Consider the following 26,601-nt stretch of genomic DNA (forward strand, 5'->3'; position numbering starts at 1 on the left):
TGGACCCTTCGGGTGGGGTGGGGTGCGTGCTGCGGCGGGGGGGTGCCGCCCCGGCGGCCTAAATATTGGGGGGGGGGGGGGCGGTTTGGGGGTCGCGGCGTACGCCGCGAAGCCACCAATGGCTAAACGGCTATCCATGCATTGCAATTGCAGGATGCGTCGATGAAGGGCTACCTGCGGAAATCTGCACTCGCAGATACTGCGAGGACTGACACTGCATCAGCTTCGCGGCTTACGCCGCTCCCACAAGAGCTGAAACGACCCGGCGGTGGCTTACGAAGCCCCCACGCCCTGCTTTTCATCATGGGTGCGGAAGGCCTGGCGGATATGTTCGCGCAGGTCGTCGTCGTTCCAGGGTTTGGTCAGGAAACGGTAGATCGCGCCGCGGTTGATCGCGTCGGTGACGGTGTTCAGGTCGGTATAGCCGGAGAGCACCAAGCGGATCGTGTCCGGGTACAACATCTTTACCCGACCAAGGAACTCGGTGCCGCTCATGTCGCTCATGCGCTGATCGGACAGGATTACCTGCACGTCATTGATCGCCAGCAGATCGAAGGCATCACGCACATTGCCGGCGGCAAGGATCCGGTAGCCATCGCGACGGAACAGGCGCACCAGCGAGCGCAGTACGTTTTCTTCGTCGTCCAGCAGCAACAATGTGCGGTCAGGGCGGGTTTCGGCAAACGCTTCCGGCCGCAGGTAGCGTCGACGCAAGGTCATGCCAGCGGCGTCGGCCGACATCGGTTCGCCAAACAGATAGCCCTGGAATACATCGCAGTCATTGCGACGCAGGAAACCGAGCTGGGCCTGCGATTCCACGCCGTTGGCAATCACCGTCATGCCCAACTGGTGGCCCATGGCGATGATGGCGCGGCTGATCGCAGCCTCGCGGTTTGCGGCAGGCGCGCTCTTGATGAAGCTGCGGTCGATCTTGAGCTTGTCCACCGGATAACGGACCAGCGCGCTCAAGCTCGAGTCGCCGGTGCCGAAGTTGTCCAGGCACAGGCTGATGCCTTCGTTGCGCAGGTTGGCCAAAGTCTCGTGGACGAAGTTGACGTTGTTGGTCAGCGCGCTCTCGTTGATTTCCAGGGTCAGCATGCGTGCCGGCACGCCGATGGACTGCAGCATCGCCATCACTTCGGTGAAGAAGTTCGGGCGCAGCAGCTGCAGGGTCGACACGTTGACCGCCACGTTGAAATCATCGAAGCCCTGATCACGCCAGACCTTGGCCTGGCGGAGAGTGGTTTCCAGTACCCAGGCGCCGATCTGCACGATGATGCCCAGCCGCTCGGCGGTGCGCATGAAGCGCTCGGGGACCAGCATGCCCAGCGTAGGGGACTGCCAGCGCAACAACGCCTCCATGCCCATGACGTGACCATCGCGGGCGCTGACCAAGGGCTGGTAGCGCAGGCGTAGTTCCCCGTTGTCGATGGCGTCCACCAGCTGCCGCGAGATGATGCTCTCGCTGTGGGCGCTGCTGGGTTTGTGCAGCACGTGCACGTGCACCGCATTGCCGCCTTCACGGCCGGCCTGATGCAGGGCATCTTCGGCCAGATCCAGCACACCGGTAGCGGTATTGGAATGCTCCGGGCAGAGGCCAACCCCGATCTTGGCGGTCAGGAACAGGGTGTAGGGCAGTACCGATAGGGGCAGCTCGATCTGCTGGCGTACCTGCTCGGCGAAGTCCTCCGGTGCCGGCGTCTGGCTGTCGCGAGGTACCGCGATCAGGAATTCGTCGCTGCCGTGGCGCCACAGCTTGCCGCGTTCACCGAGAAATCCGCGCAGGCGTTCAGCAATCAGGATCAGGGCCTGATCACCCACCTCGGCACTCATGTTCTCGTTGACCGAGGCGAAGTGGTCGATATCCAGATGCAGCAGCATCAACGAGGTGCCGGTACGGTTGGCGGCGTCCACCAGGGTGGCGAGCTCAGGGTTGCCAGCGCCGAGCCGGGCAGGGCGCGCGTCATTGCGGTCACCAAGCGAGGGGGGGCTGGCATTCCACATCGGGCGAGGTCCTTGGGGAGTCACAGTGCGTCCATTGCGTAGGGTAAACGCAGATCAATACGGGTGCCGGCGCCCGGCGCGGTCTCGATATGCAGGCTGCCGCCGGCACTCTGGGCGCGCTCACGCATCACGATCATGCCAAGGCCGCGCGGCCCGGCAAGGTCAAAGCCCTCGCCATCGTCCACCACCTGCAGGTGCAGGTCGCCATTGTTGCTGTTGCGCAGCGACAGCGACACCTGGCTGGCGCTGGCGTGGCGCAGTGCGTTGGTCAGGCTTTCCTGGGCAATACGGAAACACGCCTGCTCGACCTCGTTGCTGGGGCGGCGCGGCAGCGCGGCAACATCCAGCAGCAACTCCACATCAGTAGAGCGGAACAGCAAGCCGGCTTGCCAACGCAGCGCGGCTTCCAGGCCCAGGGCATCAAGCTGCGGCGGCCGCAACAGCATGGACAGATTGCGTAGTTTGATCACAGTGCTGTCTGCCAGCTCGATGATCTGGTCGATATCGTCCTGCCGCCGTGGCTTGTTGTCTTCATCGCGCGCGGCGCAGGCGGCCAGCTTCATCGCGGTAATGGCCTGGCCGATATCATCATGCAGATCGCGTGAAATCGAGCGGCGCTCATCCTCCTGCAAGGAGAACAAGCGACCCGCCATGGCTTGCAACTCTGCGTTGCTGGTGGCCAAGGCGAGCCTGCCGTGCTCCAGCTCACTCAGGTCGCGGATGACAAAGAGCTGGCAGTTCCTGCCACCATGTTGCATCTGCTGGGAGATCACCATGGCGCGGAAAGGCTCGCCGCCCATCCGTGACAGCTGCACCGGTAGTTCGCCACTGCTCGAGCGCGGGCCATGGCCGCTCAAGCCGGCCAGCAATTGGATGGTGTCGTCGCCGCGGCCGCCGCCAATGCCCAGAATGTTGCTTGCAGCTGGATTGGCATAGAGAACTGTATCGCCGTCAGCGATCACAACGCCGTCAGGCAGCAGTGCCGCCAACTGCTCCAACTCAGCAGGCGACTGCTGGCCGTAGCTGGTGGCTGGTTTTGATGACCAGAGCTGCCAGCAGAGGAAAAGGAGCGTCGCACAAATTGCCACCGCGACCGCCGTCACACTTTGCTCCCGCCAGCCGGATGAGCCCGTTTCGCTTGCCGATAGTGCAACGAGGCCGGCCGCAAAAAAAGCGGCTCCGGCAAGCAACCAAAGCGTGCATGCGCGCCGCCGCGGGGGCGCGACGGGCACGGATGGAGCGGAAGAGGCCGGATCGGCTTGCATGGTGAAAGGGGGTTTGTACAAGCGTTGGCCCAGTTTAACGGCTTGTGCACAGAGCGCACGACGAAGTGCTCAATTCTGCCGAGTTGGTGCCGTTATCGAATGGGTACCCGGTTTGTCGGGCATGGAGATAGATCGCGTGGATCGCGGCGTCATAGCTAGCCTGCTTCGTCATCCGTTGAACGCGGCCGTTGTGCTGTTGGACACGGACGGGCAACCATTGGCCGCCAATGGCATGGCCAGAGAGCTTGGCCTGCCCGAACGCCTGTCACGTTATTGCTTGCAACTTGCCGGCATCCGCCAGGGACTGGATCAGCACGAGGCAGTGGCCTGCCCGCTGCCGGGTGCCGGTCAGCGGCTGGACGGCTGGCTCAGTGTGGTCCAGTCGCCGTCTGCGACTCCATTGGGCTATCTGTATTCCGTGGCCAGCGACACTGAGGCGCGCAACGCCCGTTGGGCGATGGCAATGGAGTCAGCAGGTCATAGCCTGTGGGACTGGGATATCGTCAGCGATGCGATTACCCACGCCAATCCGGCACATGTCCCCAATGCGGCGCAGGCCGGCATCGGCCTGCTTGATGAAGCACATCCGGAAGACCAGCTACTGCTGCGTCAAGCCATTGCCGCGCACCTGCATGACCCACAGGTGCCCTTTGCCTGCCAGTTTCGGCTGCGCCAGGCCGATGGCAGCTGGCGTTGGGTGCTGGACCGAGGGCAGGTGGTCACCCGTGCTGGTGATGGCCAGCCGTTGCGGATGGTTGGCACCTATACCGACATCCAGCAACAGAAATCGCTGGAAGATGAGCTGCGCTCACAGCAGGCCTTGTTGCGCCGCGCGCAGCGCGTGGCTGGCATGGGCAGCTGGGTATGGGAGCCGCAGCGCAAACGCGTGCAGTGGTCCGAAGAATTCGCCGCCGCCATTGGTTGGAGCGATGCCATACTGCCGACTGAGCGGCAGTGGTTGCGCAACCTTGCCAGCGACGCCCGCACGCATCTGTTCTGCAGTTGGCGACGGCTGCTGGATGAGGCCAAAGGTGGCAGTTTCGATATCACCTGGGGGCGCGATCCGGTGACCCAGCAGCAGCTGCGCATCTGGGTGGAGCTTGACTACGACGCCGCTGGCGGCCTGCAGCGGGTGCTGGGGCAGGTGCAGAACATCAGCAATCAGCGCCGTACCGATGCCTTGATACGCTGGCGTACGGAATTGCTGAACCGGGTGTCCGCGCTGGGCCGTATTGGCGGTTGCGAGATCGAGGTCAGCACCCGTGCGATGCAATGGACCGAGGAGTGCTACCGCATCCATGGCCTGCGCAAGGCGCCGGTGACCCTGGACCAGGCATTGGACCTGTACATCCCGGACTCGCGCGACAACTTTGAGTCGGCGTTGCTGCGCATCGCCGAAGGCGGGCTGCCAGAGCAGCTTGATCTGTGTTTCTACCGACCCTCCGGTCAACGGGTGTGGGTGCAGGTGCTTATCGAACTGGATCAACGCGACGGCCTGCCTGAGCGTTTTGTGGTGCTGTTCCGCGATATCACCCGCGAACGCGAGGCCGATGAGCGCCTGGAGCTGTTGGCGCACTACGACCTGCTGACCGGCTTGCCCAATCGCATGCTGCTGCGGGAGCAGGGTTCGGAAGCGATCATCGAGGCGCGCGAACGCGGTGCCATCCTGGCAATGCTGTTCATCGATCTGGATGGCTTCAAGAGCATCAACGACACCTTCGGTCACGCCACCGGTGACATGTTGCTGAAGGCTGCCGCGGCACGCCTGCACCAGAACCTGCGCAATGCCGACCTGTTCGCCCGCTTCAACGGTGATGAGTTCATCGTGATCCTGCGCAACCTGGTTGAGCCGGATGACGCGGGGCATGTGGCGCGCAAGCTGATTGCTTCGTTGGCGGAGCCGTTGTACCGCGAGGATGTCACCTTGAAGGTTGGTGCCAGCGTCGGTATCGCATTGCTGGACGAAGGTCGCAGCGACTTCGACAGTCTGCTGCGAGCCGCCGATGCAGCGATGCATGCTGCCAAAGAGGCTGGCCGCAACACCTACCAGTACTACAGCCAGGATGCCTTGGCGCGTACCCAGCGCCGGGTCGAGATCGAACATGCACTGCATGGTGCGGTCGAGCGCGACGAGTTCAGCCTGGTCTACCAGCCTTTGGTGCACGCCAATGGTGATGCAACGCCCTCGATCGAGGCGCTGCTGCGCTGGAACAGTGGCAGGATTGGCTCGTGCAGCCCGGCCGAGTTCATTCCGATTGCCGAGAAGTGCGGCGAGATCATCCATATCGGTGACTGGGTGCTGCAGGAAGTCTGCCGGCAAGCAGTCGTCTGGCAGCAGGCCGGGCTGAAGTTCGAGCGTATTGCAGTCAACGTGTCGGCATTGCAGCTACGTGATCGCGGCTTCGCCGAGCGCGTTGTCAGCATCTGCCAACAATACGGCTGGCCGCCACAGCGCTTGGAGTTGGAGCTGACCGAGTCGGCACTGATCCGCGATACCGATGCATTGCGCCAGTGTTTTGATGTCTTTGAACAGCACGGCATTCCGCTTGCCGTTGACGACTTCGGTACCGGTTTCTCCAACCTGCACTACCTGAACCGTTTTCCAGTGCAGCGTCTGAAGATCGACCGTAGCTTCGTGCAGGGCATGCTGCACGATGCCGGCACCGCCGAGGTCACCCAGGCCATCGTGCATCTGGGGCATGCACTGGGCATGCTGGTGGTGGCTGAAGGCGTGGAAACCCCAGCCGAAGCGACGATGTTGATCCAGCAGGGCTGCGACGAACTGCAGGGTTACCTGTTCTCGCGACCACTGCGACCACGCGAGATGGTGCAGTGGCTGCGCAGCGGCCCTGGCGAGCTACTTGAATTGCCGAACCTTGGAACGATCACGACGATCAGCGCAACCCACTGATCGTCGGCGAGAGAAAGCAAAGAGCCCGGTTGCCTGATCCGCAACCGGGCTCTTTGTTTGTATTTCTGAATACATTTCTGCTTGGATATGGGAGCGGCGTCATCCACGAAGCTGGTGTTGCTGACAGGACTTCATCTGGCGACGTCGGTGCTTCGCGGCTATTAAAAGGCTGGGCGTGGCCCAGCCAAGCGCAACGCACCAAGGACAGATTGCGGCGCGACGGCAAAGGCTGCAGAGCACCAGCTCTCCGATGCCTTGCACTGATCCAGCTCAGGTTGTTCATTGCATCTTGGGGGCGGCGCAAGCCGCGAAGCCGGCAATGCTGACAGGCCTTCATCTGATGATGTCGTTGCTTCGCGGCTGACGCCGCTCCCACAAAACGGCAGTGCGCGTACATGGAGCCAGGCTATGCGCAGCGCACCACGAGGGGGGCTTAGGGAACGGACAGGTCCCAGTCGATGCAGCTTGTCAGCCAATCTGAGTCTGCGGCATGGCCAGGGCACTGGACTTGATCGCGCAGTGCACGCAACTCCAGCAGCTCTTGCTGTGCGCGCTGTTCAAGCCGCGCAAGTTGTTCGCGCCGGCTCAACGTACTGCCGTTGGCGGTAGGTGATGGAAGCATGGCGTCATCAGCCTGCGATGCTGGCTCGGCGTTGCTGTTGGCGGTGGAGCGGGGTATCAGCATATATCAGCGCGGTCGCAGCAACAGCAAAGCCCCGGCCAGGGGCCGGGGCTCGGATGCAAGGATGGAGCAGTGCGAGTTCAGAACAGCTCTACCGTGCCTGCGCCCATGCTCTGCTGGGAAACCGGCTTGTGCGGCGGGCGTTCCCATTCCACGCGCATTTCGCGCAGGCGGTTGCCGGTACGCTGCAGCGCGCTGACCATCTCGCCATCGAACACGCCGCCGTTGCGGTGCAGCAGTTCCTGCAGCGCCACGGCTTCGCGGTTGATCGCGCCAAGGCGATCAAGATGGGTGTGCACGCCGCCCAGGGCCTGGGTGGCGATGTCTTCGAACTGCAGGGCGCGCACGGCTTCGGCGACGCTGCCGTCGATGGCGCGGCCGCATTCGGAGATCTCGCGCATGCCGTCGCCCAGCGAGGCATTGATGGCGGCCACGCTGTCCAGCATCGAGGCGGCTTCGTGGCGTGCTTCGCGGGACCGGTCCATGTCGCGCGAGGCCATGTGGGTGACGGTTTCACGCACCTTCGCAATCGCATCCTTGGAGCTGTGCGCCAACTTGCGGATCTGCTCGTTGAAGGTGGTCGAGCGCTCGGAGAGGTTGCGCACCTCGTCGGCCACCACGGCGAAGCCACGACCGGCTTCGCCGGCACGCGCCGCTTCAATGGCGGCATTCAAGGCCAGCAGGTTGGTCTGGTCGGCAATTGACTTGACGTCTTCGAGCAGGGCGAAGATGCCGTCCAGATGCTGCGCCATCTGGTCGATGTGCTGCACGGTGTTGCTGCTCTGGCCGCTGACCTGCTCAAGTGCTTCCACCAGCTGTTCCATCTGGTAGCTGGCATTCTGGGCGAAACGGGCGACGTCGACACCGCCATTGCCACCGCCACCTTCATCACCGGCGCGGTCAACGATGCGGGCCAACGCCTGACTCTGCTGGCGCGACTTGCGGCTCATCGCATCGAAGCTGCCGCCGAGGCCACCGACGGCCTGCCGGATCAGCTCACGGGCGCGCTCGATCTCGCTGCGCGAGCCATCGATTTCGTTGCTGACGAAGCTGCGCAGCTCGTTGAGCAGCTGGTCCTGCTCTTTCAGTACCTTGGCGTGCTCAGGCGAGCGCTGGCTTTGCGAATGCACGCTCCACCAGGCAAACACCAGCCAGCTCAGCACCATGGTGGTCAGGATCGCCCACAGGGCCGCGGAGGGCCAGGACAGGGCGGCAGCGACCACAACCAGAAGGGTGAGGACAAGCGGGGCTGCCAAACGGATTGCAATACGTGAATACATGGACGTTCTCGGGAGAGTCACGAATGCAGTATCGGCAGTGGGCAGGGTGTCTTTAGCCCACTGGCGTGAATCCCGGGAGGTTTTGCGATGCAGGCCCGCAACCCATGCAATTGCGGGCCTTGGAAATCAGCGCAGGCGGCGCTCGATGGCTTCGAGCATGGCTTTGCGCGAGAACAGGAAATCCCAGTACGCGCCGCCCAGCTGGCGCCAAAGCACTGCCGAGCGCACCGCGGCCAGCAGCAGCGCACGGATCTCTGACACCACCATTGCCTGGCCCAGATAGTGCGGGTTGCCCTGCACCATGATCTTCGGCTTGAGCTGGCTGATGGTGTCCGCATACAGCGCGCCCATCGCACTCAATACGTCCGGGTGGCAGCTGTCGCTGCGGTCGCGGGCGATGTTGGCGGCGCGCTCGATGCCGGCTTCTACCTTGTCGACCGTGGCGCCTTCACGCACGAAGCGGCGTTCCAGCTGCATCACCGACAGGGCGAGCCGCGGCAGCAGATCGTCCTTGCCCTGGTTGCGGAAGTAGTCGCGCAGCAGGCGCAGGCCAGGCTCAACCTGGGTGGCACTGCCGTACACGGCAGCGGGCGAGCTGGCATCAATACGCATTACGCTGTCCATTGCGGTACGCACCACGGCGCTCTCCGAATGGCCGGTTTCTGCGATGCGGCGCACCTGCTGCAAGGCCTGGGCGATGCCGGCAAGGGCAAGTACGCGGTCATCGATGGAAAAAGTCATGGTCATCTCTCAAAGGGAAACAGGGGCGGCCAAGCGGCGCTCCAAAGGTGCATCGGTCGCCGCGATCACCGCGCCGCCCAGGCACTCCATGCCGTCGTACAGCACCAGCGACTGGCCGGGGGTGACGGCCCGTTGCGGGCGTGCGAAATACACGTCCAGCGTACCGTCATCACGCACCTTCACGGTGCAGGCTTCGTCGGGTTGGCGGTAGCGGGTCTGCGCGGTGCACTCGAATTCACGGGCGGGTGGGGTGCCGGCAATCCAGTGCATGGTTTCGCTGCGCAGCCAGTTGGACTGCAACCAGGGGCTGTCATGGCCTTGGTCGACGTACAGGATATTGCGGGCCACGTCCTTGCCGACCACGAACCACGGCGCCGCCGGGCGCCCACGCACGCCGCCGATGTTCAGGCCTTCGCGCTGGCCCAGGGTGAAATAGAACACGCCGGGGTGGCGGGCGATCACCTGGCCATCGGGGTCGTGGATCTCGCCTTCGCGGGCCGGCAGGTACTGGCCAAGGAATTCGCGGAAATCGCGCTCGCCGATGAAGCAGATGCCGGTGGAGTCTTTCTTGGCATGGGTGGGCAAGCCGGCATCGCGGGCGATGCGGCGCAGCTCGCTCTTCTCCATATGGCCGATCGGGAACAGGGTAGCTGCCAACTGGGTCTGGCCCAATTGGTGCAGGAAGTAGCTCTGGTCCTTGCCGCGATCGGCGCCGCGCAGCAGGCGCCAGCGGCCGCCGGAGTGGTCGACCTGGGCATAGTGGCCGGTGGCGATGCGCTCGGCGCCCAGCTCGCGCGCGGCGTCCAGGAAGTGCTTGAACTTGACCTCGCGGTTGCACAGCACATCCGGGTTGGGCGTGCGGCCAGCCGCATATTCGGCCAGGAAGTGCTCGAACACGCCCTGCCAGTATTCGTCGGAGAAATCGCGGAAGTGGAACGGAATGTCGAGCCGCCCACAGACCGCCACCGCGTCGCGGCGATCGTCCTCTGCACGGCAATGACCGCTGCCATCGTCCGCCCAGTTCTGCATGAACAATCCGGCGACATCCAGGCCTTGCTGGACCAGGGTGAGTGCGGCCACCGACGAATCCACGCCGCCGGAAACGCCCACCACTATATTTGGATTACTCACGGTGCCACCTGTCGCACGATCGAAAGCGGGTAACGCTGCCCGGCCAGCCAGTCGGAGATCGTATGCCAGACCAGCGGGCTACGCAGTCGCGCCATGTCGGCCTGCAATGCAACCGGGCTCATCCACAGCGCCTGCACGATGCCGGCGTCCAGTGCCTGCTCCGGGTGATGCTGCAGCGGCTCGGCGGCGAAGGCAAAGCGCAGGAACGGCGTGCCATCGGCAGCCGTCCACTGATAACTGCCGATGAAACCGGTCAGGCGCACCTCCCAGCCGGTTTCTTCGCGGGTTTCACGTACGGCCGCCTCGAGCAGGCTTTCGCCTGGCTCGAGATGGCCGGCCGGTTGGTTCAATACCCGCCGGCCGTTCTTTTCTTCCTCTACCAGCAGCAGTTGCCCTGCGCGGGAGACCACGGTAGCCACGGTCACATGTGGCGCCCATCGCTGGGACTGCAAAGCATTCACGCTCAGTACTCGTCCTTGGACGTCATTTCCAGTTCGATCGCATCGGCGCTCTTGGCGGCGGCGTCGATGGCATCGGAAATCACCTCGGCGCTGGCATCGGCATCAACCTTGACCACGAACATCGCAATTTCGCCCTGCTTTACCCAGCCCCCCAGCTTGGAATCGTTGGAGTCTTCCAGCAAACGGTTGGCAACCAGTGCCGGAAACTGCGGACCATCGGACTTGTAGCCCGGCGACCAGATTTCGCGGACGTGATGGCTGCCGTAGGTCTCGACATTGGAGCGCACGTACACCAGCTGGGTACGGTCGTCATCCATTTCAAAGACCAGCTGGTAGTCGCCATCGCTGTCCACTTCGTACTTGTACTTGAGCGTATCAAGCACGCGGCCGACCGCACGGTCCGGCTCACCGGCAAAGGCGCTTCCGGTGGCAGCCGTGGCAAGGGCCAGCAAGGCGATGCTGAGTACAGACTTCTTCATGTTTTCCCCAAGGAATGGATGGTTAGCCGGTAAATTGTGCGGGGGCGAGGGGGCCTGCGTCCAATGGTCAAAAGACAGCCACCTGGAACGGCTATAATCGACAGATGTCCCAGAAGACCCAACACGACAGCGAACACGGCCTGCTGGTAGCCCCCGGCAAGCCCGAGGTTGCGCCCCCGCCGCAGTACCAGGTGATGCTGCTAAATGACGATTACACCCCGATGGACTTCGTGGTGACCGTGCTGCAGAGCTTCTTTTCCATGGATATGGACAAGGCCACCCAGGTGATGCTGCACGTCCATACCCGCGGCCGCGGCATCTGTGGTGTGTATACCCGCGAAGTTGCCGAGACCAAGGTTGCCCAGGTCAACGAGTTCTCGCGGATGAACCAGCATCCGTTGATGTGCACGATGGAGCGGGCCTGAGCCTGCCTGGGGCGCTGATCGTGCGGTCTGCTTTTTGCCCATGCGGCATGGTTATCAGCATTGGTTCCGCAGTGGTCGCTGGCCTGCTGTAGAACTGACTGTAGGTGTGCGAGGGCGCTGGAGTGGGAGTTGGCGGAACGAAGCGTTTCGCTTGATGCCCGCAATCCGCCCCCGACCCCCTGTTCTTTCGTCGAAACTGAATGCAGGATTCACGCGTACGGGCGGTTTGGCGAGATTGCAGGCAAGTTGTCTACATCTTCGTCATTACGGTGCTGGAAAAATCGTCGCTAGGCCGCATATTGTCTCCAACCGCAACCGGAGTGCCTTATGTTCAGTAAAGACCTCGAGCAGACCATTGGTCAGTGCTACAAGCGCGCCCGAGAAGCCCGTCATGAGTACATGACGGTTGAACATCTACTGTTGGCGTTGTTGGAGAATGCGTCGGCGCAGGCCGTACTCAAGGCCTGTGGCGCGGACCTGGAGCGCCTGGGTCGGGAGCTGGAGAAGGCGATCAATGCCTCGGTCTCGTTGCTGGCGGAGGACGATGGTCGCGACACCCAGCCGACACTGGGCTTCCAGCGGGTGCTGCAGCGGGCCGTGTACCACGTACAGTCCTCCGGCAAGAAGGAAGTCACCGGCGCCAATGTGTTGGTCGCGATCTTCGGCGAGAAAGAGTCGCACGCGGTCTATTATCTCAACCAGCAGGACGTGACCCGGTTGGATGTGGTCAATTACCTGTCCCACGGCGTGGGCAAGAGTGGCGATGACCCGGAAATGTCGTCCCCGCTTGAGGGCGAGGGCAGGGCCGAGGGTGGTGATGGTGAAGGCAAGGGAGATTCCCTGGCCGAGTTCGCCAGCAATCTCAACGAGCAGGCCAAGGCAGGGCGGATCGATCCGCTGGTTGGGCGCCGCGATGAGATCGAGCGCACCATCCAGGTGCTGTGCCGCCGCCGCAAGAACAACCCGCTGTATGTGGGCGAAGCTGGCGTCGGCAAGACTGCCATCGCCGAAGGTCTGGCCAAGCGCATTGTCGATGGCGAGGTGCCGGACGTGCTCGCCGATGCGGTGATCTATTCGCTGGATCTTGGTGCACTGGTGGCTGGCACCAAGTACCGCGGTGACTTTGAGAAGCGCCTGAAAGGCGTGATCACCGCGCTGAAGAAGATCCCCAACTCGGTGCTGTTCATCGACGAAATCCACACCATTATCGGTGCCGGTTCGGCGTCTGGCGGCACCATGGATGCGTCCAACCTGATCAAGCCGGCACTGGCCTCGGGCGAACTGCGCTGCATCGGCTCGACCACCTTCCAGGAATACCGTGGCATCTTCGAGAAGGATCGCGCCTTGGCGCGGCGCTTCCAGAAGATCGACATCGTCGAGCCCACCGTTGGCGAGACCTACGAGATCCTCAAGGGGCTGCGGCCGAAATACGAAGCGCACCACAGCGTGAGTTATGCCGATGACGCCTTGCAGGCGGCAGTGGACCTGTCGGTCAAGCACATCGCTGATCGCCTGCTGCCGGACAAGGCCATCGACGTGATCGATGAGGCCGGTGCGCGCCAGCGCTTGTTGCCGGAAGGGCAGCGCAAGGAGCGTATCGACGTCGAGGAAATCGAGACCATCGTGGCCAAGATGGCGCGGATCCCGGCCAAGCAGGTAACCGCCACCGACAAGGATGTGCTGCAGCATCTGGAGCGCAACCTGAAGATGGTGATCTTCGGCCAGGACCAGGGCATCGAATCACTGGCCTCGGCGATCAAGCTGTCGCGTTCCGGCCTCGCCAGTCCGGACAAGCCGATCGGCAACTTCCTGTTCGCCGGCCCGACTGGCGTCGGCAAGACCGAAGTGACGCGTCAGCTGGCCTTGCAGCTGGGTATCGAGCTGGTGCGTTTTGACATGTCCGAGTACATGGAGCCGCATTCGGTCAGCCGTCTGATCGGTGCGCCTCCGGGCTATGTCGGCTTCGACCAGGGCGGCCTGCTGACCGAGAAAATCGTCAAGACACCGCACTGCGTGCTGCTGCTGGACGAGGTGGAGAAGGCGCATCCGGACATCTTCAACATCCTGTTGCAGGTCATGGATCGCGGCGTGCTCACCGACACCAATGGCCGCGAAGCCAACTTCAAGAACGTGATCCTGGTGATGACCACCAATGCCGGTGCCACCCAGGCGGCACGGCGCTCGATTGGCTTCACCAAGCAGAACCATGCCACCGATGCGATGGAGGTGATCCGCAAGAGCTTCACCCCGGAGTTCCGCAACCGCCTGGATGCGGTGGTGCAGTTCCAGCCGCTGGGCTTTGACCACATCCTGCGGGTGGTGGACAAATTCCTGATCGAACTGGAGATGCTGCTACAGGACAAGCACGTTTCGTTGTCGGCCACCCCGGCCGCCCGCGAATGGTTGGCCCACCACGGCTTCGACGCCGACATGGGTGCGCGCCCGATGTACCGGGTGATCCAGGACAAGGTGAAGCGCCCGCTGGCTGACGAACTGCTGTTCGGCAAGCTGTTGAACGGCGGCAAGGTCAGTATCGATGTCCGCGACGGCGAGCTGATCGTGGAAACCGAGTCCGAGCCTGAGCACCTGTTGCCGGCGACGGTGTAAGCCAGCTCCTGTGGGAGCGGCGTAAGCCGCGAAGCCAGGGTTGTTTCGGCAAAAGCAAAACCCCGCATCAAACGATGCGGGTTTTTTGTTTTGCGCTCCAGGCCCCCTCCCTTGCGCCGAAGGCGCAGGGGAGGGCTGGGGAGGGGTGCTTTGTTGCTTCCGTGCTGCCGAGCATGGCTCGGCACTACAGGGCATTGCTGGTACGGCCTCTGCCGAGCATCGCTCGGCACTACGGGAATTCTGGCCACGCGAAAAAGCCAGCGCTAAGGCTGGCTTTCTGCTCACGCACGACTTACCGCATTACTTCATGCGGTAGGTGATACGGCCCTTGGTCAGGTCGTACGGCGTCATCTCAACCTTGACGCGGTCACCGGTCAGGATGCGGATGTAGTTCTTGCGCATGCGGCCGGAGATGTGGGCGATGATTTCATGCCCATTTTCCAAGCGAACACGGAACGTGGTGTTCGGCAACGTCTCGCTGACGGTGCCTTCGAACTCAATGGAGTCGTCTTTCGACATGTAGTCCTGTGCGGTTCTGCGGACGGCCAATGGGCCTAAGGGCGGGCATTTTACGCTGTCGCGGGCCGGGATGCAAAGTTTGCGTTAAGCGCCAGCATTCAGGCCAATGACGAGGCCGCCAGCTCGCCAACTCTGCGCGTCCAGCTGCCTGCATCGCTGGGTTGCTGGACCAGTTGGCGCACGCTGTCCAGAAACACTGCGCGGGGCAGGTGCTCCGCACCCATCCGCAGCAGGTGCGGGTTCTCCACCTGTGCATCCATCAATGGCCAGCCCCACTCGACCAGGGTGCCGGCCAGGGCTGCGAGCGCCACTTTCGAGCCGCCACTGCGGCCGCTGAACATGCTTTCGCCGAAGAACATCTGGCCGATGGCGACGCCATAGATGCCGCCAACCAGTGCTTCGTCATCAAACACCTCCACCGAATGCGCATAGCCGAGCTGGTGCAGGGCGACATAGGCCTGGTGCATGTCGGCGGTGATCCAGGTGCCATCCTGGCCGGGGCGCGGCGCCAAGGCGCATGCCTGCATGACCTCGGAAAACGCGGTATCAGCGCGGATTTTCCAAGTACTGCTGCGCAACCCGCGCCGGAAGCGCGAGGACAGGTGGACCTGATCGGTACGGAACACCATGCGAGGGTCCGGCGACCACCACAGCAGCGGCTGACCCTCGGAGAACCACGGGAAGATGCCGCCAGCATAGGCGTTGAGTAGCCGTACCGGGCTCAGGTCGCCGCCGACGGCGAGCAGGCCATCGGGTTCCTGCAAGGCCAGCTCGGCGGGCGGGAACGGCGCATCGCTGGCGCTGTCCAGCAGGAACGGACCTTTGTTGCTCATTGCGATGGATCTTCCTGCTTGAAGGGCGAATGGCGCAACAGGTCTGCGGCATAGGTCGCGACATCCTCGCGCTCGCGGCCGCACCAGTCGCGTGCCGCCTCGCGGAACTGTGGATGGGCCAGCCAATGGTGGCTGCGAACCTGTGTCGGAAGAAAGCCGCGCGACAGTTTGTGCTCGCCCTGCGCACCGGGCTCGAAGCGCTGCAGGCCTTCGCGTAGGCAGTACTCGATGCCTTGGTAGTAGCAGGTCTCGAAGTGCAGGCCGGGCAGGGTGGCGCCGCCCCAGTAGCGCCCGTACAGCGTATCGGCGCCACGCAGACACAGCGCGCCTGCGATCGGCTCGCCATCCTGGATCGCCAGGAACAACACCAACTGACGCGGCATCTGCCCGGCCATGTGGCGCAGGAAGGCCAAGGTCAGTGCCGGTGCGTTGCCGTACTCGGCAAAGGTCTGCAGATAGAAACCGTGCATGGCGCGTAACTCGTCCGCGCTCGCCTCATCGCCATGGCGCACGACGAAGCTGATGCCGGCGCGGACAACCTTGGCGCGCTCCTGGCGGATATTCTTGCGCCGCTTGTGATCCATCGCGCCGATGAAGTCATCGAAGTTCTTCCAGTCCGGCTGGCGCTGCCACTGGAACTGCACGTCATCGCGCTGCAGCCATTGCGCGCCGAACAGTGGGTCTTCATCGGCGAGATGGAAATTTATATGTGCGGACGACAAGTCGTTGTCCTGCACATGGCGCACGATGGCCTCGATCAGTGCCTGCCGATCAGCGTCGCAACGGGCCAGCAAACGTGGCCCGGTGACCGGAGAGTAGGGCACACCACACAGCCATTTCGGGAAGTACTCCAGACCGTGACGTGCATACGCATTGGCCCAGGCATGATCGAACACGAACTCGCCGTGCGAATTCTGCTTCAGGTAACCCGGCGCGGCGGCGACTAGTTCGTCGTCGCGCCACAGGCTCAGGTGCTGGGCCTGCCAGCCCCATTCCGGGCGCAGGCAGCCATGTTGCTCCAGCCCGCTGAGAAAGGTATGGCTGATGAAGGGGTTGCTGCCGTCATGCAGGCCGTCCCACTGCGCGGCACGCACCGCGGCAAGATCGTGCAGGACACGCAGTTGCAAAGGCAGGTTCATGGTTCCAACGTCAATACGTCGATGACGGGTGGGTTGAACAGGCGCAATGGCAGCCCGATCTCTCCAGCACCGCTGGTGGTGAAAACACGTATTGGACCGCAGGCGCCCTGCACGACCTGCTCGCCGCGATCAAAGCCATAAGCGCTCGGGATGACCTTGCGATACAGCCAGGGGATGCGGATCTGTCCGCCATGCGTATGCCCGGCGAGCACAACCGCCACATTGCCAGCGCACACTTGCATGGCGCTATCGGGGTTATGGGCAAGGACAATCGTGGGGCCGAGCAGTGCCTCGCCCCCGAGCAGGAAGCGCGCGTCATCCCGGCCTGCCCAGCGGTCTCCGAGGCCGGCCCAGTTCACTCCGTCGGTGTCCCTGAGCAGGCGTCCTTCGATGACGTTCATGCCGTGCGCGGCGAGTGCGGCGCGCAAGGGTTTGTCAATGTCTGGGCCGGGCTGTTGCTGGTCGTGGTTGCCGAGCACCACAAACGCAGGCGCGCGCAGGTCCGCCAGCGGCGCGAACAACTCCTGCAGCGATAGGCCTTGCGGCTCGTAGGTCAGGTCGCCGGCGATCGCCACCGCGTGGACATCCTGATCGTTGATGCGCTTCACCAGTCGCTCAAGGAAGCGCCGATCCTTGTAGACGCCCAGGTGGATGTCACTGACCAGGGCGATATGTGTAGCGGTGCCGGTACCTTCCAGCGTGGTGTGCCTGATCACGATCATCTGCGGCTCGATGAAGCGTGCCCAGGCGAACACGCCACATCCAAGTAGCAGCAGCGCAAGCACCGGCCGGTGGCGCGGATTGCGCCACCGCCATAGCAGCCAGATGATGGCTGGAAAGACCAGCCAGCTGCCATGGAACAGCAGCTGCTTGATCATCAGCTTGTCCATGGCGGGCTGGCGGGGTGGGGCGCTCAGGCGCCCTTTTCGTCCAGGAAGCGCTCGGCGTCCAGTGCGGCCATGCAGCCGAAACCGGCCGAGGTAATGGCCTGGCGGTAGTGCTGGTCGGCGACGTCGCCGGCGGCGAACACGCCTTCGACCGAGGTCATGGTGGCGTTGCCGCCCAGGCCGGAGCGGATTTCCAGGTAGCCGTTGTTCATGGCCAGCTGGCCGGTGAACAGCTCGGTGTTGGGCTGGTGGCCGATCGCGACGAAGAAGCCATGGGCTTCGATATCGCGGGTGCTGCCGTCCAGGGTGGACTTCACGCGCACACCGGTGACGCCAGCGTCATTGCCGAGCACTTCATCGACCTGGTGGTGCCACACGGTCTCGATCTTGCCGGCGGCGACCTTGGCGAACAGCTTGTCCTGCATGATCTTCTCCGCCTTCAAGGTGTCGCGGCGGTGGACCAGGTAGACCTTGCGGGCGATGTTGGACAGGTACAGCGCCTCTTCAACGGCGGTGTTGCCGCCGCCAACCACGACCACATCCTGGTCGCGGTAGAAGAAACCGTCACAGGTGGCGCAGGCGGAGACGCCGCGGCCCTTGAAGGCTTCCTCGGACGGAATGCCCAGGTACTTGGCGGTGGCGCCGGTGGCGATGATCAGCGCATCGGCGGTGTACTGCGCACTGTCACCGGTCAGGGTGAACGGGCGCTTGGACAGATCGGCGGTATGGATGTGGTCGAACACCACTTCGGTCTCGAAGCGCTCGGCATGCGCCTGCATGCGCGCCATCAGGTCCGGACCCATCAAGCCGTGGGCATCACCCGGCCAGTTGTCGACCTCGGTGGTGGTCATCAGCTGGCCACCCTGCTGCAGGCCGGTGACGACCAGCGGCTTCAGGTTTGCGCGCGCGCCATAGACGGCAGAGGTCCAGCCGGCAGGGCCAGAGCCGAGGATCAACAGGCGGGAGTGCTTGGTCGGGAGGCTGGAAGTGCTCATGTATACTCGCGAAAGTCAGGATTGGTGGCCCGAACGCGGCAGTCCGCAGCTGTCCGGGCAAGCCAATAGAGTGGCGGTCCGACCTCGGTGAATCAAGGCACGTGAATGGAACTGCGCGGCCCGTTGCACACAACTCTGCTGTTTCCCGCATTGCCGCCGCCTCCGTCTGGCGGCTTTTTGACGTTTTCTGTCTGTCAGCCGTACCGCACTGCGCTGTAATTGGGTGAAACCCGACGATCTGTCGTTTAATATCAATCACTAACCGTGCATTTTTAAGGTCTGGTCAAAGGTGGCGAAACAGGTCCCGGAACGCGACAAGAGCCCCAAGGCTACCGCTGAAGCGCGCAAGTCGGCGGCTGCAGCAGACAATCCGCGTCGACAAAAGCTGTGGCGTGATCTGGCGTTGATCGCGATCGCGCCGGCGCTGCTGTATCTGCTGGCCAGTCTGTTCACGTATTCGCCTACCGATCCGGGCTGGTCACAGTCGGGCTCGGTGGTTGCGCCCGTGCACAACATGGGCGGCAAGGTCGGCGCATGGATTGCCGATGTACTGCGCCAGCTGTTTGGCTATGTGGCCTACCTGATCCCGCTGATGCTGGCGGCGGTCGCATGGATCGCCATGTTCGGCCTGAAGAAGACCGATGAGCGCGGCCAGGATGATCTTGGCCCGGCGCTGCGTCTGGTCGGCATTGTCGGTTTCCTGATTGGTGCCACCGGTTTCCTGTACCTGCGTCTGCCGCCGGGTGATGTTGCCCGCGCAGGTGGCGGCCTGGGCGTGCTGGTCGGCAAGTCGCTGCAGACCGGCTTTGGCCCGGTGGGCAGCAATCTATTCCTGCTGGTGCTGCTGCTGACCTCGATCACCTTGGCCACCGGGCTGTCGTGGTTCGCGGTGATGGAAAAGATCGGCAAGTGGGTGCTGGCGCTCGGTCCGTTGCTCAACAAGAAGAAAGAGCAGGCCAGCGAGTGGCAGCAGACCCGCGTGCTGCGCGAGGAGCGCGAGGAAGTGCGCAAGGTGGACGCCGAGGTGCGCGCCAAGCGCGAGCCGGTGAAGATCGAGCCGCGTCCGGCACCGGTGATCGAGAAGAGCGACCGCGCCAAGCGCGAGACGCAGATTCCTATGTTCCAGGGCGTCAATGGCGACGGCTCGGACATTCCGCCGCTGGCGCTGTTGGACGATCCCAAACCGCAGGCCAAGGGCTACGACGAGCAGACGCTGGAAACCCTGTCGCGGCAGATCGAGTTCAAGCTCAAGGACTTCCGCATCGATGCGCAGGTCGTCGGCGCCTATCCGGGCCCGGTGATCACCCGTTTCGAGATCGAACCGGCGCCGGGCATCAAGGTCAGCCAGATCAGTTCGCTGGACAAGGACATCGCGCGCGGCCTGTCGGTCAAGTCGGTGCGTGTGGTTGACGTGATTCCGGGCAAGTCGGTGATTGGCCTGGAAATCCCCAACGTCACCCGCGAGATGATCTTCCTGTCCGAGCTGCTGCGCTCCAAGGAATACGACAAGTCGGCCAGCGTGCTGACCCTGGCGTTGGGCAAGGACATCGCGGGCCGCCCGAGCGTGGCCGACCTGGCGCGCATGCCGCACCTTCTGGTGGCCGGTACCACCGGCTCGGGCAAGTCCGTTGCGGTCAACGCGATGGTGCTGAGCCTGCTGTACAAGGCCAGCCCGAAAGACCTGCGCATGCTGATGATCGACCCGAAGATGCTGGAACTCAGCGTCTACCAGGGCATTCCGCATCTGCTGGCGCCGGTGGTCACCGACATGAAGGAGGCTGGTAACGGCCTGCGTTGGTGCGTGGCCGAAATGGAGCGCCGCTACAAGCTGATGAGCGCGGTCGGCGTGCGTAACCTGGCCGGCTTCAACAAGAAGGTGAAGGACGCCATCGACGCTGGCCAGCCGATGATGGACCCGTTGTTCAAGCCCAACCCGGAGATGGGCGAGGCACCGCGTCCGCTCGAACCGCTGCCCTTCATCGTCATCTTCATCGACGAATTCGCCGACATGATGATGATCGTCGGCAAGAAGGTCGAAGAACTGATCGCACGCCTGGCGCAGAAGGCACGTGCGGCCGGCATCCATCTGATCCTGGCCACGCAGCGCCCGTCGGTGGACGTGATCACCGGTCTGATCAAGGCCAATATCCCGACCCGTATCGCCTTCCAGGTCAGCTCCAAGATCGATTCGCGCACCATCCTCGACCAGTCCGGCGCGGAAGCGCTGTTGGGCAATGGCGACATGCTGTATCTGCCGCCGGGCACCGCCATGCCGGACCGTGTGCACGGTGCCTTCGTCTCCGACGAAGAAGTGCACCGGGTGGTCGAGCATCTCAAGGCCAGCGGTCCCACCGATTACATCGAGGGCGTGCTGGACGAGGTGCAGACCATGGGCGATGGCGTGGTGGTTGGCGCCAACGGCCTGCCGGAGAGCAGTAGCAGCGGTAGCGACGAGTCTGACCCGCTTTACGACGAAGCCCTGCGCATCGTGACCGAAACCCGCCGCGCGTCCATTTCCGGCGTGCAGCGTCGTCTGAAGATCGGTTACAACCGCGCCGCGCGCCTGATCGAGGCGATGGAAGCGGCTGGTGTTGTCACCGCGCCCGAGCACAACGGCGACCGCACCGTGCTGGCTCCGCCGCCGCCCAAGCACTGAACGAAAGGGCGGCATTCAGCGATTGATTGCCGCCCATTCAGTTTGCAAGAGGCAGACTCTGCCTCACCAACGACACAACTATCCCAAGCCGCCATGATTGCATTCCTGCGCCACTCCGTTCTTGCTGTTGCCCTGGCCTGTGCCGGCCTTGCCGCGGATGCGCATGCCGGCGCCCGCGATGACCTGAAGTCCTTCACCAGCGGCCTGCGTGGCCTTGATGGCCAGTTCGCGCAGCAGGTGGTGGATCAGCGTGGCCGGGTCAAGGAATCCTCCAGCGGCCGCGTGGCGCTGTCGGCACCGCGCCAGTTCCGCTGGGAATACACCCGTCCGCATCCGCAGCTGATCATCGCCGACGGCAGCAAGCTGTGGGTTTACGAGCCGGACCTGGAACAGGCCCGGGTCAGCCCGCAGGGCACCGAGGAGCAGAACAATCCGCTCACCGCCCTGATCAACCCGGCGTTGCTGGAACAGCAGTACGACATCAGCGAAGAAGCCGCGCCGCGTGACGGCATGCAGTGGCTGTCGCTCACGCCCAAGCGTGATACCCAGGCCAGCTTCGATGTGGCCGCACTGGGCTTCGCCGGTGGCGCGCTGTCGCGGATGGAACTGACCGACGCGGTCGGCCAGCGCACCATCATCACTTTCAGCGGCTGGAAGAAGAATCCGAGCTTTGCCGCAGGCACCTTCCGCTTCGTGCCGGGCAAGGACGTCGACGTCGTCGGCGACCGCTGAGTCCAAACCCGGCGTTGGAGGCCGGGGCAGGGCGGCCACGCTGCTAGAATGCGGGCGTGGCCAGATCCCGAAATATCTTTCTTGATGAAGCTCCCGCCGACCTGCTGACAGCGGACCGGGACAATATGCGTCCGCTCGCCGAGCGCATGCGTCCGCGTGCACTGGACGAGATGGTTGGGCAGAAGCGCTTGTTGGCACCCAACACGGCGCTGCGCCGCGCGGTCGAATCCGGGCGCGTGCATTCGATGATCCTGTGGGGCCCGCCGGGCTGCGGCAAGACCACCTTGGCCCTGTTGCTGGCGCAATACGCCGATGCCGAGTTCCGTGCGATTTCCGCCGTGCTGTCCGGCCTGCCCGACGTGCGCCAGGTGCTGGCCGAAGCCGCGCAGCGCTTTGCCGAAGGGCGGCGTACGGTGCTGTTCGTCGACGAAGTACACCGCTTCAACAAGGCACAGCAGGATGCCTTCCTGCCGCACATCGAGCGCGGCACGATCATTTTTGTCGGTGCGACCACCGAAAATCCTTCGTTCGAGTTGAACTCGGCATTGCTGTCGCGCTGCCGCGTGCATGTGCTGGAATTGGTCTCGCCAGAAGACGTAGTGGAAGCGCTGCAGCGCGCCTTGGACGACACCGAGCGCGGACTGGGTGAGCAGGAAATCACGGTCTCGGCCGAGTCGCTGCTGGAAATCGCCAGGGCCGCCGATGGCGACGTGCGCCGCGCCCTGACCTTGCTGGAAATCGCCGCAGAACTGGCCGCAGGCGAGGGCGGTAAAATCACCCCGGAAACCCTGCTGCAGGTGCTGGCTGACCGCACCCGCCGCTTTGACAAGAACGGCGAACAGTTCTACGACCAGATCTCGGCGCTGCACAAGTCGGTGCGCAGCTCCAACCCGGACGGCGCCATCTACTGGCTTGCGCGCATGCTCGACGGCGGCTGCGATCCGTCCTATCTGCTGCGCCGGCTGACCATCATGGCGGTGGAAGACGTGGGCCTGGCCGATCCGCGGGCGCTGGAAATGGCGATCAATGTCTGGAACGCCTATGACCGCATCGGCGCACCTGAAGGCGATATCGCCCTGTCCAACCTGGTCGTGTACCTGGCCAGCACCGCCAAATCCAACGCCGCCTACATGTCACTGCACGCGGCCCGTGCCGATATCGCCAAATACGGCACCCAGCCGGTACCGATGCACCTGCGCAATGCACCGACGCGTCTGATGAAGACGCTGGGCTACGGCCAGGGCTACCAGTACGACCACGATGTCGAAGGCGGCATCGCGCTGGACCAGACCGCTTTCCCGGATGAGATGGGCGAACAGGTCTATTACAAGCCGGTGGAGCGCGGCCTGGAGATCAAGCTGAAAGACAAGCTGGATCGCCTGCGCACCGCCCGCGAGCAGGCCCGCGCGCAGCGCAAATGACCGCCATCCGCCAACCCGTGCCTGGAGCGTGAATCCATGTGGCAGTCCTTCCTGGCCATCGGTGTTGGCGCGGCACTCGGTGCCTGGCTACGCTACGGGCTGAGTCTTTGGTTGAACCCGCTGCACAACACCGTGCCGCTGGGGACCTTGACCGCCAACCTGCTCGGTGGCTACGTCATCGGGCTGGCGCTGGCATTCTTCGCCAGCCGGCCCGAACTGTCACCGCAGTGGCGGCTGTTCATGGTCACCGGACTGCTGGGTGGCCTGACCACCTTCTCGACCTTTTCGGCCGAAGTGGTTCACCTGTTGCAGCGCCAGCAGCTGGGCTGGGGACTGGTCACCATCGGCTTGCACCTCGGCGGCTCGCTGTCCATGACTGCCCTGGGCTGGTGGACCTGGCGTGCTTTGCGCCACCTGACTTAAGTCCGCTTTCAATGCCGCAGTCGATACCGCATCATGCGCCCACCACAAATTGAGCGTTTTCTGGATATGCAGCAACAGCGGGCACACGAATGAGCAGACCAGCGTCGGATGACGCGGCTCGCAGCGAAGCAATCCAGGATTCTGAATTGGGCAACGCCATCATCGGCGCAGATGTCGGCGGCACTTATGCACGCCTGGGCTGGACCCGACTGGATGCCAACGGAGCGTTGAGCGTCCGGGGTTTCCGCAAATACACCTGTGCCGAACACCCCAGCCTTGCCGCTATCCTGCGCGACTATGCGGATTGGTTGGTGCGCGAAACTGAAGCGCCGCCGATCGCACACGCGGTCGTTGCCATCGCCGGCGTCCTTGATGGTGACGGCGACACCCTGCTCAATACCAACCTGGCGTGGCCGGTATCGCTGGCGGCAACCCGCTGTGAATCAGGCATGCACACGCTGGAGTTGATCAATGACTTTGTCGCCGTCGCCCAAGCGATGGCACATGCCGAGGCCGATTCGCTGCACCTGATCTGCGGTGATCCCTCCCAGGTGGTGCCAGGTCCGGCGGTGGTGCTCGGCCCTGGCACGGGCTTGGGCGTCGCCGTGTATCTGCCCGGCGGAAATCCCTCGGTACTCGCCAGTGAAGCGGGGCATGCGGCGCTGGCAGGCTCCACGCCGCTGGAGCAGGACGTATTGCGCTTGCTGTCGCGGCGCTACACGCACATCGACAACGAGCGGATCCTGTCCGGCCCGGGCTTGCTGACGCTCTACACCAGCTTGTGCGAACTGCGTGGCAGCACGCCGCAATGGCACAGTCCCGCTGATCTGGTCGCAGCCGCCGGCACAGACCCATTGGCCGCGGAAAGCATCGAGGTTTTCTGTGCGTGGCTGGGCAGCCTGGCGGGCGACCTCGCACTGACCTTTGGCGCCCGCGCGGTTTACCTGACCGGCGGCATCACCGGCCACTTGAGTGGCCCATTGCATGCAGGCGGCTTCCAGCAACGTTTCCTTGCCAAGGACCGCTTGTCGCAGGCGCTGCGGCACGTGCCGGTCTGGCGTGTTGAACACGGCGAGCTCGGTGTACTTGGCGCATTGGCTTGGCACGTGGACAAACTCGCAGCACGCTGACACAACTCAGGAGAACCCAGGCATGAGTACCCGCAGACAGTTCCTGCAGTCGTCCGCGCTTATTGGCATGTTGGGCAGTGCGGCGCCGGGGCTGCTGGCATCGCCGGTGGCCACCAACGGCGCTCGCGTGGTCTCAACCTGGGACTTCGGCGTAGGGGCCAACCAGGCCGCATGGAAGGTGTTGGCCGCTGGCGGCAGCGCACTGGATGCGGTGGAAGCCGGCGCCCGCTGGGCCGAAAGCGAACTCTGCAATCCTACCGTCGGCCGCTGCGGCAACCCTGACCGCGATGGCGTGCTCAGCCTCGACGCAAGCATCATGGCCGGTGATGGGCGTTGCGGATCGGTGGCGGCATTGGTCGACATCCTGCATCCGATCTCCGTTGCCCGTGCGGTGATGGAGAAGACGCCGCACGTCATGCTGGTGGGCGAGGGCGCTCAACAGTTCGCCGTGCAACAAGGATTCGAACGACAGAACCTGCTCACCACGGAAGCGGAAAAGGCATGGCGCGAGTGGCTGAAGACCGAGCACTACGCGCCGCAGATCAACGCCGAGCGGCGTGGTATTCCCGGTGACAAGGACAACCACGACACGCTGGGGATGATCGCCATTGACGCCAAGGGGCAGATGGCCGGTGCCTGCACCACCAGCGGCATGGCGTTCAAGATGCACGGCCGCGTTGGCGACAGCCCGATCATCGGTGCCGGCTTGTACGTGGATAACGAAGTGGGCGCCGCCACGGCCTCCGGCATGGGCGAGGAGATGATCCGCAATGCGGCTTCGTTCCTGGTGGTGGAGCTGATGCGACAAGGTCGCTCACCGGCCGACGCCTGCCGCGAAGCGATCCAGCGTGTGGTGCGCAAGCGCCCGGAAGCCAGCCGCACCTTGCAGGTCTGCTTCCTGGCAATGAACCGCAGCGGCGAAGTGGGTGCGTATGCGCTGCACAAGGGCTTCGTCTACGCGGTATGCGACAGCAGCAAGCAAGATGCCTTGCTGGACTCGGCATCGGTGTACACGAGCACGCAGGCGTGAGTTCGGCGTATCTGCTGGAGATCGCCTGCAACTCGGCGATGTCGGCCGTGGCAGCACAACAAGGCGGCGCCAATCGCATTGAATTGTTCGAAAATCTGGAACAAGGCGGCACAACGCCGTCGTCCGGCAGCATCGCGGTTGCGCGCGAGCAGCTGCAGATCCCGTTGTTCGTATTGATACGCCCGCGTCCTGGTGACTTTCACTACGGAAGCGTGGAAGCAGAGATCATGCTGCGCGACATCGCGCATTGTCGGCAGCTGGGCTGCGATGGCGTGGTGATTGGTGCGTTGACCGCAGATGCCGAGATCGACATGCCGCTATGCCGTGAACTGGTGAGCGCGGCCGGGCCAATGGATATCACCTTCCATCGCGCCTTCGATGCCGCCCGCGACCTGCCAGCCGCGCTGGAGCAGGTGGTTGAGCTCGGGATCAAGCGCATCCTCAGCTCCGGTGGCCGCGCCAGTGCTGCTGAAGGCAGTGCTGTGCTGGCCAGCTTGGCGGAACAAGCCGGGGCACGCCTGCACTTGATGGCCGGCGCAGGCCTGAATGCCCAGAACATCGCCAAGGTCGCCCGACAAACGGGCTGCCTGCAGCTGCATGCTTCGGCCAAGGCGCGGCGACAGTCCGCCATGCGCTACCAGAACCCCGCCTTGCAGGGCTTGGACAACGATTGGATCCAAACCGAAAGCAGCGCGGTCGGCGCATTGCGCAAAGCCCTGGATCAGCTGGGCTGATGATGCTTCTGCTCGACGGCCGCCGATTAAAGTGGTGAGTCACTTTAATCGGTGGTCTATAGCCTGAAGATCGTCCCATGCAGGTCTTGCAGCAAGCATCACGCAACGCCCGCGAG

Annotated in this window: 22 protein-coding genes and 1 pseudogene; 10 read left to right on the top strand and 13 right to left on the bottom strand. The window is 63.6% G+C overall.

Features of this window, described 5'->3' with window-relative positions; genetic code table 11:
* Nucleotides 1-273: 273 nt before the first annotated feature.
* Together ACVOMF_RS04060 and ACVOMF_RS04065 are read right to left on the bottom strand one after the other, a co-directional pair.
* Entirely contained in the window at nt 274-2,004 is a 1,731-nt protein-coding gene (locus ACVOMF_RS04060) for an EAL domain-containing protein (protein WP_481508144.1), read from the bottom strand.
* 20 nt (nt 2,005-2,024) lie between these two features.
* Nucleotides 2,025-3,005, bottom strand: a pseudogene (locus tag ACVOMF_RS04065) (sensor histidine kinase); the annotation flags it as partial.
* 400 nt (nt 3,006-3,405) lie between these two features.
* Here ACVOMF_RS04065 and ACVOMF_RS04070 point away from each other — a divergent pair.
* Nucleotides 3,406-6,180 carry a bifunctional diguanylate cyclase/phosphodiesterase gene (locus ACVOMF_RS04070; RefSeq protein ID WP_481508169.1) on the top strand — a complete coding sequence of 925 codons (2,775 nt, stop codon included), beginning with the start codon at nt 3,406-3,408 and terminating at the stop codon, nt 6,178-6,180.
* Between the two features lie 433 nt (nt 6,181-6,613).
* Here ACVOMF_RS04070 and ACVOMF_RS04075 read toward each other — a convergent pair whose 3' ends face one another.
* The 6 genes from ACVOMF_RS04075 to ACVOMF_RS04100 all read right to left on the bottom strand — a co-directional run bounded on the left by ACVOMF_RS04075 (nt 6,614) and on the right by ACVOMF_RS04100 (nt 10,954).
* Nucleotides 6,614-6,865 (bottom strand): hypothetical protein, encoded by a 252-nt coding sequence (locus tag ACVOMF_RS04075; protein WP_481508145.1) that lies wholly within the window; start codon nt 6,863-6,865, stop codon nt 6,614-6,616.
* 77 nt (nt 6,866-6,942) lie between these two features.
* Nucleotides 6,943-8,142, bottom strand: coding sequence for a methyl-accepting chemotaxis protein (locus ACVOMF_RS04080; RefSeq protein ID WP_481508146.1), 1,200 nt, complete (start codon nt 8,140-8,142; stop codon nt 6,943-6,945).
* Between the two features lie 126 nt (nt 8,143-8,268).
* Nucleotides 8,269-8,883 carry a high frequency lysogenization protein HflD gene (gene hflD / locus ACVOMF_RS04085; protein ID WP_481508147.1) on the bottom strand — a complete coding sequence of 205 codons (615 nt, stop codon included), beginning with the start codon at nt 8,881-8,883 and terminating at the stop codon, nt 8,269-8,271.
* Nucleotides 8,884-8,892: 9 nt separating this feature from the next.
* The gene (gene mnmA / locus ACVOMF_RS04090; protein ID WP_481508148.1) at nt 8,893-10,014 is read right to left on the bottom strand and encodes a tRNA 2-thiouridine(34) synthase MnmA; all 1,122 of its coding nucleotides are present in this window, start codon (nt 10,012-10,014) and stop codon (nt 8,893-8,895) included.
* Nucleotides 10,011-10,475: an NUDIX hydrolase gene (locus ACVOMF_RS04095; protein ID WP_481508149.1), complete on the bottom strand. Its 465-nt coding sequence runs from the start codon at nt 10,473-10,475 to the stop codon at nt 10,011-10,013. Before ACVOMF_RS04095 ends, mnmA begins: the two co-directional genes overlap by 4 nt.
* Before the next feature lie 2 nt (nt 10,476-10,477).
* Nucleotides 10,478-10,954: a hypothetical protein gene (locus tag ACVOMF_RS04100; protein WP_481508150.1), complete on the bottom strand. Its 477-nt coding sequence runs from the start codon at nt 10,952-10,954 to the stop codon at nt 10,478-10,480.
* A 104-nt stretch (nt 10,955-11,058) separates the two neighbouring features.
* Between ACVOMF_RS04100 and clpS the strand changes: the two genes are divergently transcribed.
* Both clpS and clpA read left to right on the top strand, forming a co-directional pair.
* Nucleotides 11,059-11,379: an ATP-dependent Clp protease adapter ClpS gene (clpS, locus tag ACVOMF_RS04105; RefSeq protein WP_282272346.1), complete on the top strand. Its 321-nt coding sequence runs from the start codon at nt 11,059-11,061 to the stop codon at nt 11,377-11,379.
* Between the two features lie 327 nt (nt 11,380-11,706).
* Complete coding sequence (clpA, locus tag ACVOMF_RS04110; RefSeq protein ID WP_481508151.1) at nt 11,707-13,986, top strand: ATP-dependent Clp protease ATP-binding subunit ClpA; 2,280 nt, start codon at nt 11,707-11,709, stop codon at nt 13,984-13,986.
* Between the two features lie 300 nt (nt 13,987-14,286).
* On the opposite strand, the gene infA is transcribed toward clpA, so the two are convergent.
* The 5 genes from infA to trxB form a co-directional block, all read right to left on the bottom strand.
* Complete coding sequence (gene infA, locus ACVOMF_RS04115; RefSeq protein ID WP_005409596.1) at nt 14,287-14,505, bottom strand: translation initiation factor IF-1; 219 nt, start codon at nt 14,503-14,505, stop codon at nt 14,287-14,289.
* Nucleotides 14,506-14,603: 98 nt separating this feature from the next.
* Nucleotides 14,604-15,338: a leucyl/phenylalanyl-tRNA--protein transferase gene (gene aat, locus ACVOMF_RS04120; RefSeq protein ID WP_481508152.1), complete on the bottom strand. Its 735-nt coding sequence runs from the start codon at nt 15,336-15,338 to the stop codon at nt 14,604-14,606.
* A complete protein-coding gene (locus tag ACVOMF_RS04125) occupies nt 15,335-16,477 on the bottom strand; it encodes a GNAT family N-acetyltransferase (RefSeq protein WP_481508153.1) in 1,143 nt (380 codons plus the stop codon). The genes aat and ACVOMF_RS04125 overlap by 4 nt, the downstream gene beginning before the upstream one ends.
* Nucleotides 16,474-17,355, bottom strand: coding sequence for a metallophosphoesterase (locus tag ACVOMF_RS04130; RefSeq protein ID WP_481508154.1), 882 nt, complete (start codon nt 17,353-17,355; stop codon nt 16,474-16,476). Before ACVOMF_RS04130 ends, ACVOMF_RS04125 begins: the two co-directional genes overlap by 4 nt.
* A gap of 35 nt (nt 17,356-17,390) precedes the next feature.
* Entirely contained in the window at nt 17,391-18,359 is a 969-nt protein-coding gene (trxB, locus tag ACVOMF_RS04135) for a thioredoxin-disulfide reductase (protein ID WP_282270462.1), read from the bottom strand.
* Nucleotides 18,360-18,648: 289 nt separating this feature from the next.
* On the opposite strand from trxB, the gene ACVOMF_RS04140 reads away from it, so the two are divergent.
* From ACVOMF_RS04140 to ACVOMF_RS04170, 7 genes are all read left to right on the top strand, one after another.
* Entirely contained in the window at nt 18,649-21,015 is a 2,367-nt protein-coding gene (locus ACVOMF_RS04140; RefSeq protein ID WP_481508155.1) for a DNA translocase FtsK, read from the top strand.
* A gap of 93 nt (nt 21,016-21,108) precedes the next feature.
* Nucleotides 21,109-21,747, top strand: a complete 639-nt coding sequence (gene lolA / locus ACVOMF_RS04145) for an outer membrane lipoprotein periplasmic chaperone LolA (RefSeq protein ID WP_481508156.1) — start codon at nt 21,109-21,111, stop codon at nt 21,745-21,747.
* 125 nt (nt 21,748-21,872) lie between these two features.
* Complete coding sequence (locus ACVOMF_RS04150; RefSeq protein ID WP_481508157.1) at nt 21,873-23,168, top strand: replication-associated recombination protein A; 1,296 nt, start codon at nt 21,873-21,875, stop codon at nt 23,166-23,168.
* Nucleotides 23,169-23,204: 36 nt separating this feature from the next.
* Nucleotides 23,205-23,591 (top strand): fluoride efflux transporter CrcB, encoded by a 387-nt coding sequence (gene crcB / locus ACVOMF_RS04155; protein ID WP_481508158.1) that lies wholly within the window; start codon nt 23,205-23,207, stop codon nt 23,589-23,591.
* 146 nt (nt 23,592-23,737) lie between these two features.
* The gene (locus ACVOMF_RS04160) at nt 23,738-24,721 is read left to right on the top strand and encodes a glucokinase (protein WP_481508159.1); all 984 of its coding nucleotides are present in this window, start codon (nt 23,738-23,740) and stop codon (nt 24,719-24,721) included.
* Nucleotides 24,722-24,743: 22 nt separating this feature from the next.
* Nucleotides 24,744-25,751, top strand: coding sequence for a glycosylasparaginase (locus ACVOMF_RS04165; protein ID WP_481508160.1), 1,008 nt, complete (start codon nt 24,744-24,746; stop codon nt 25,749-25,751).
* Nucleotides 25,748-26,485 (top strand): copper homeostasis protein CutC, encoded by a 738-nt coding sequence (locus tag ACVOMF_RS04170; protein ID WP_481508161.1) that lies wholly within the window; start codon nt 25,748-25,750, stop codon nt 26,483-26,485. The genes ACVOMF_RS04165 and ACVOMF_RS04170 overlap by 4 nt, the downstream gene beginning before the upstream one ends.
* Nucleotides 26,486-26,601: the final 116 nt, after the last annotated feature.

It is taken from the genome of Stenotrophomonas sp. STEN022 (assembly GCF_056760155.1).

Bases quoted from the DNA above. Each gene is read 5' to 3' on its own strand.
- crcB (WP_481508158.1), top strand. From the start codon at position 23,205: ATGTGGCAGTCCTTCCTGGCCATCGGTGTTGGCGCGGCACTCGGTGCC.
- ACVOMF_RS04130 (WP_481508154.1), bottom strand. From the start codon at position 17,355: ATGATCAAGCAGCTGCTGTTCCATGGCAGCTGGCTGGTCTTTCCAGCC.
- ACVOMF_RS04080 (WP_481508146.1), bottom strand. From the start codon at position 8,142: ATGTATTCACGTATTGCAATCCGTTTGGCAGCCCCGCTTGTCCTCACC.
- aat (WP_481508152.1), bottom strand. From the start codon at position 15,338: ATGAGCAACAAAGGTCCGTTCCTGCTGGACAGCGCCAGCGATGCGCCG.
- infA (WP_005409596.1), bottom strand. From the start codon at position 14,505: ATGTCGAAAGACGACTCCATTGAGTTCGAAGGCACCGTCAGCGAGACG.
- ACVOMF_RS04150 (WP_481508157.1), top strand. From the start codon at position 21,873: ATGCGTCCGCTCGCCGAGCGCATGCGTCCGCGTGCACTGGACGAGATG.
- lolA (WP_481508156.1), top strand. From the start codon at position 21,109: ATGATTGCATTCCTGCGCCACTCCGTTCTTGCTGTTGCCCTGGCCTGT.
- clpA (WP_481508151.1), top strand. From the start codon at position 11,707: ATGTTCAGTAAAGACCTCGAGCAGACCATTGGTCAGTGCTACAAGCGC.
- ACVOMF_RS04060 (WP_481508144.1), bottom strand. From the start codon at position 2,004: ATGTGGAATGCCAGCCCCCCCTCGCTTGGTGACCGCAATGACGCGCGC.
- ACVOMF_RS04100 (WP_481508150.1), bottom strand. From the start codon at position 10,954: ATGAAGAAGTCTGTACTCAGCATCGCCTTGCTGGCCCTTGCCACGGCT.
- ACVOMF_RS04125 (WP_481508153.1), bottom strand. From the start codon at position 16,477: ATGAACCTGCCTTTGCAACTGCGTGTCCTGCACGATCTTGCCGCGGTG.
- trxB (WP_282270462.1), bottom strand. From the start codon at position 18,359: ATGAGCACTTCCAGCCTCCCGACCAAGCACTCCCGCCTGTTGATCCTC.
- ACVOMF_RS04165 (WP_481508160.1), top strand. From the start codon at position 24,744: ATGAGTACCCGCAGACAGTTCCTGCAGTCGTCCGCGCTTATTGGCATG.
- ACVOMF_RS04075 (WP_481508145.1), bottom strand. From the start codon at position 6,865: ATGCTGATACCCCGCTCCACCGCCAACAGCAACGCCGAGCCAGCATCG.
- hflD (WP_481508147.1), bottom strand. From the start codon at position 8,883: ATGACTTTTTCCATCGATGACCGCGTACTTGCCCTTGCCGGCATCGCC.
- clpS (WP_282272346.1), top strand. From the start codon at position 11,059: ATGTCCCAGAAGACCCAACACGACAGCGAACACGGCCTGCTGGTAGCC.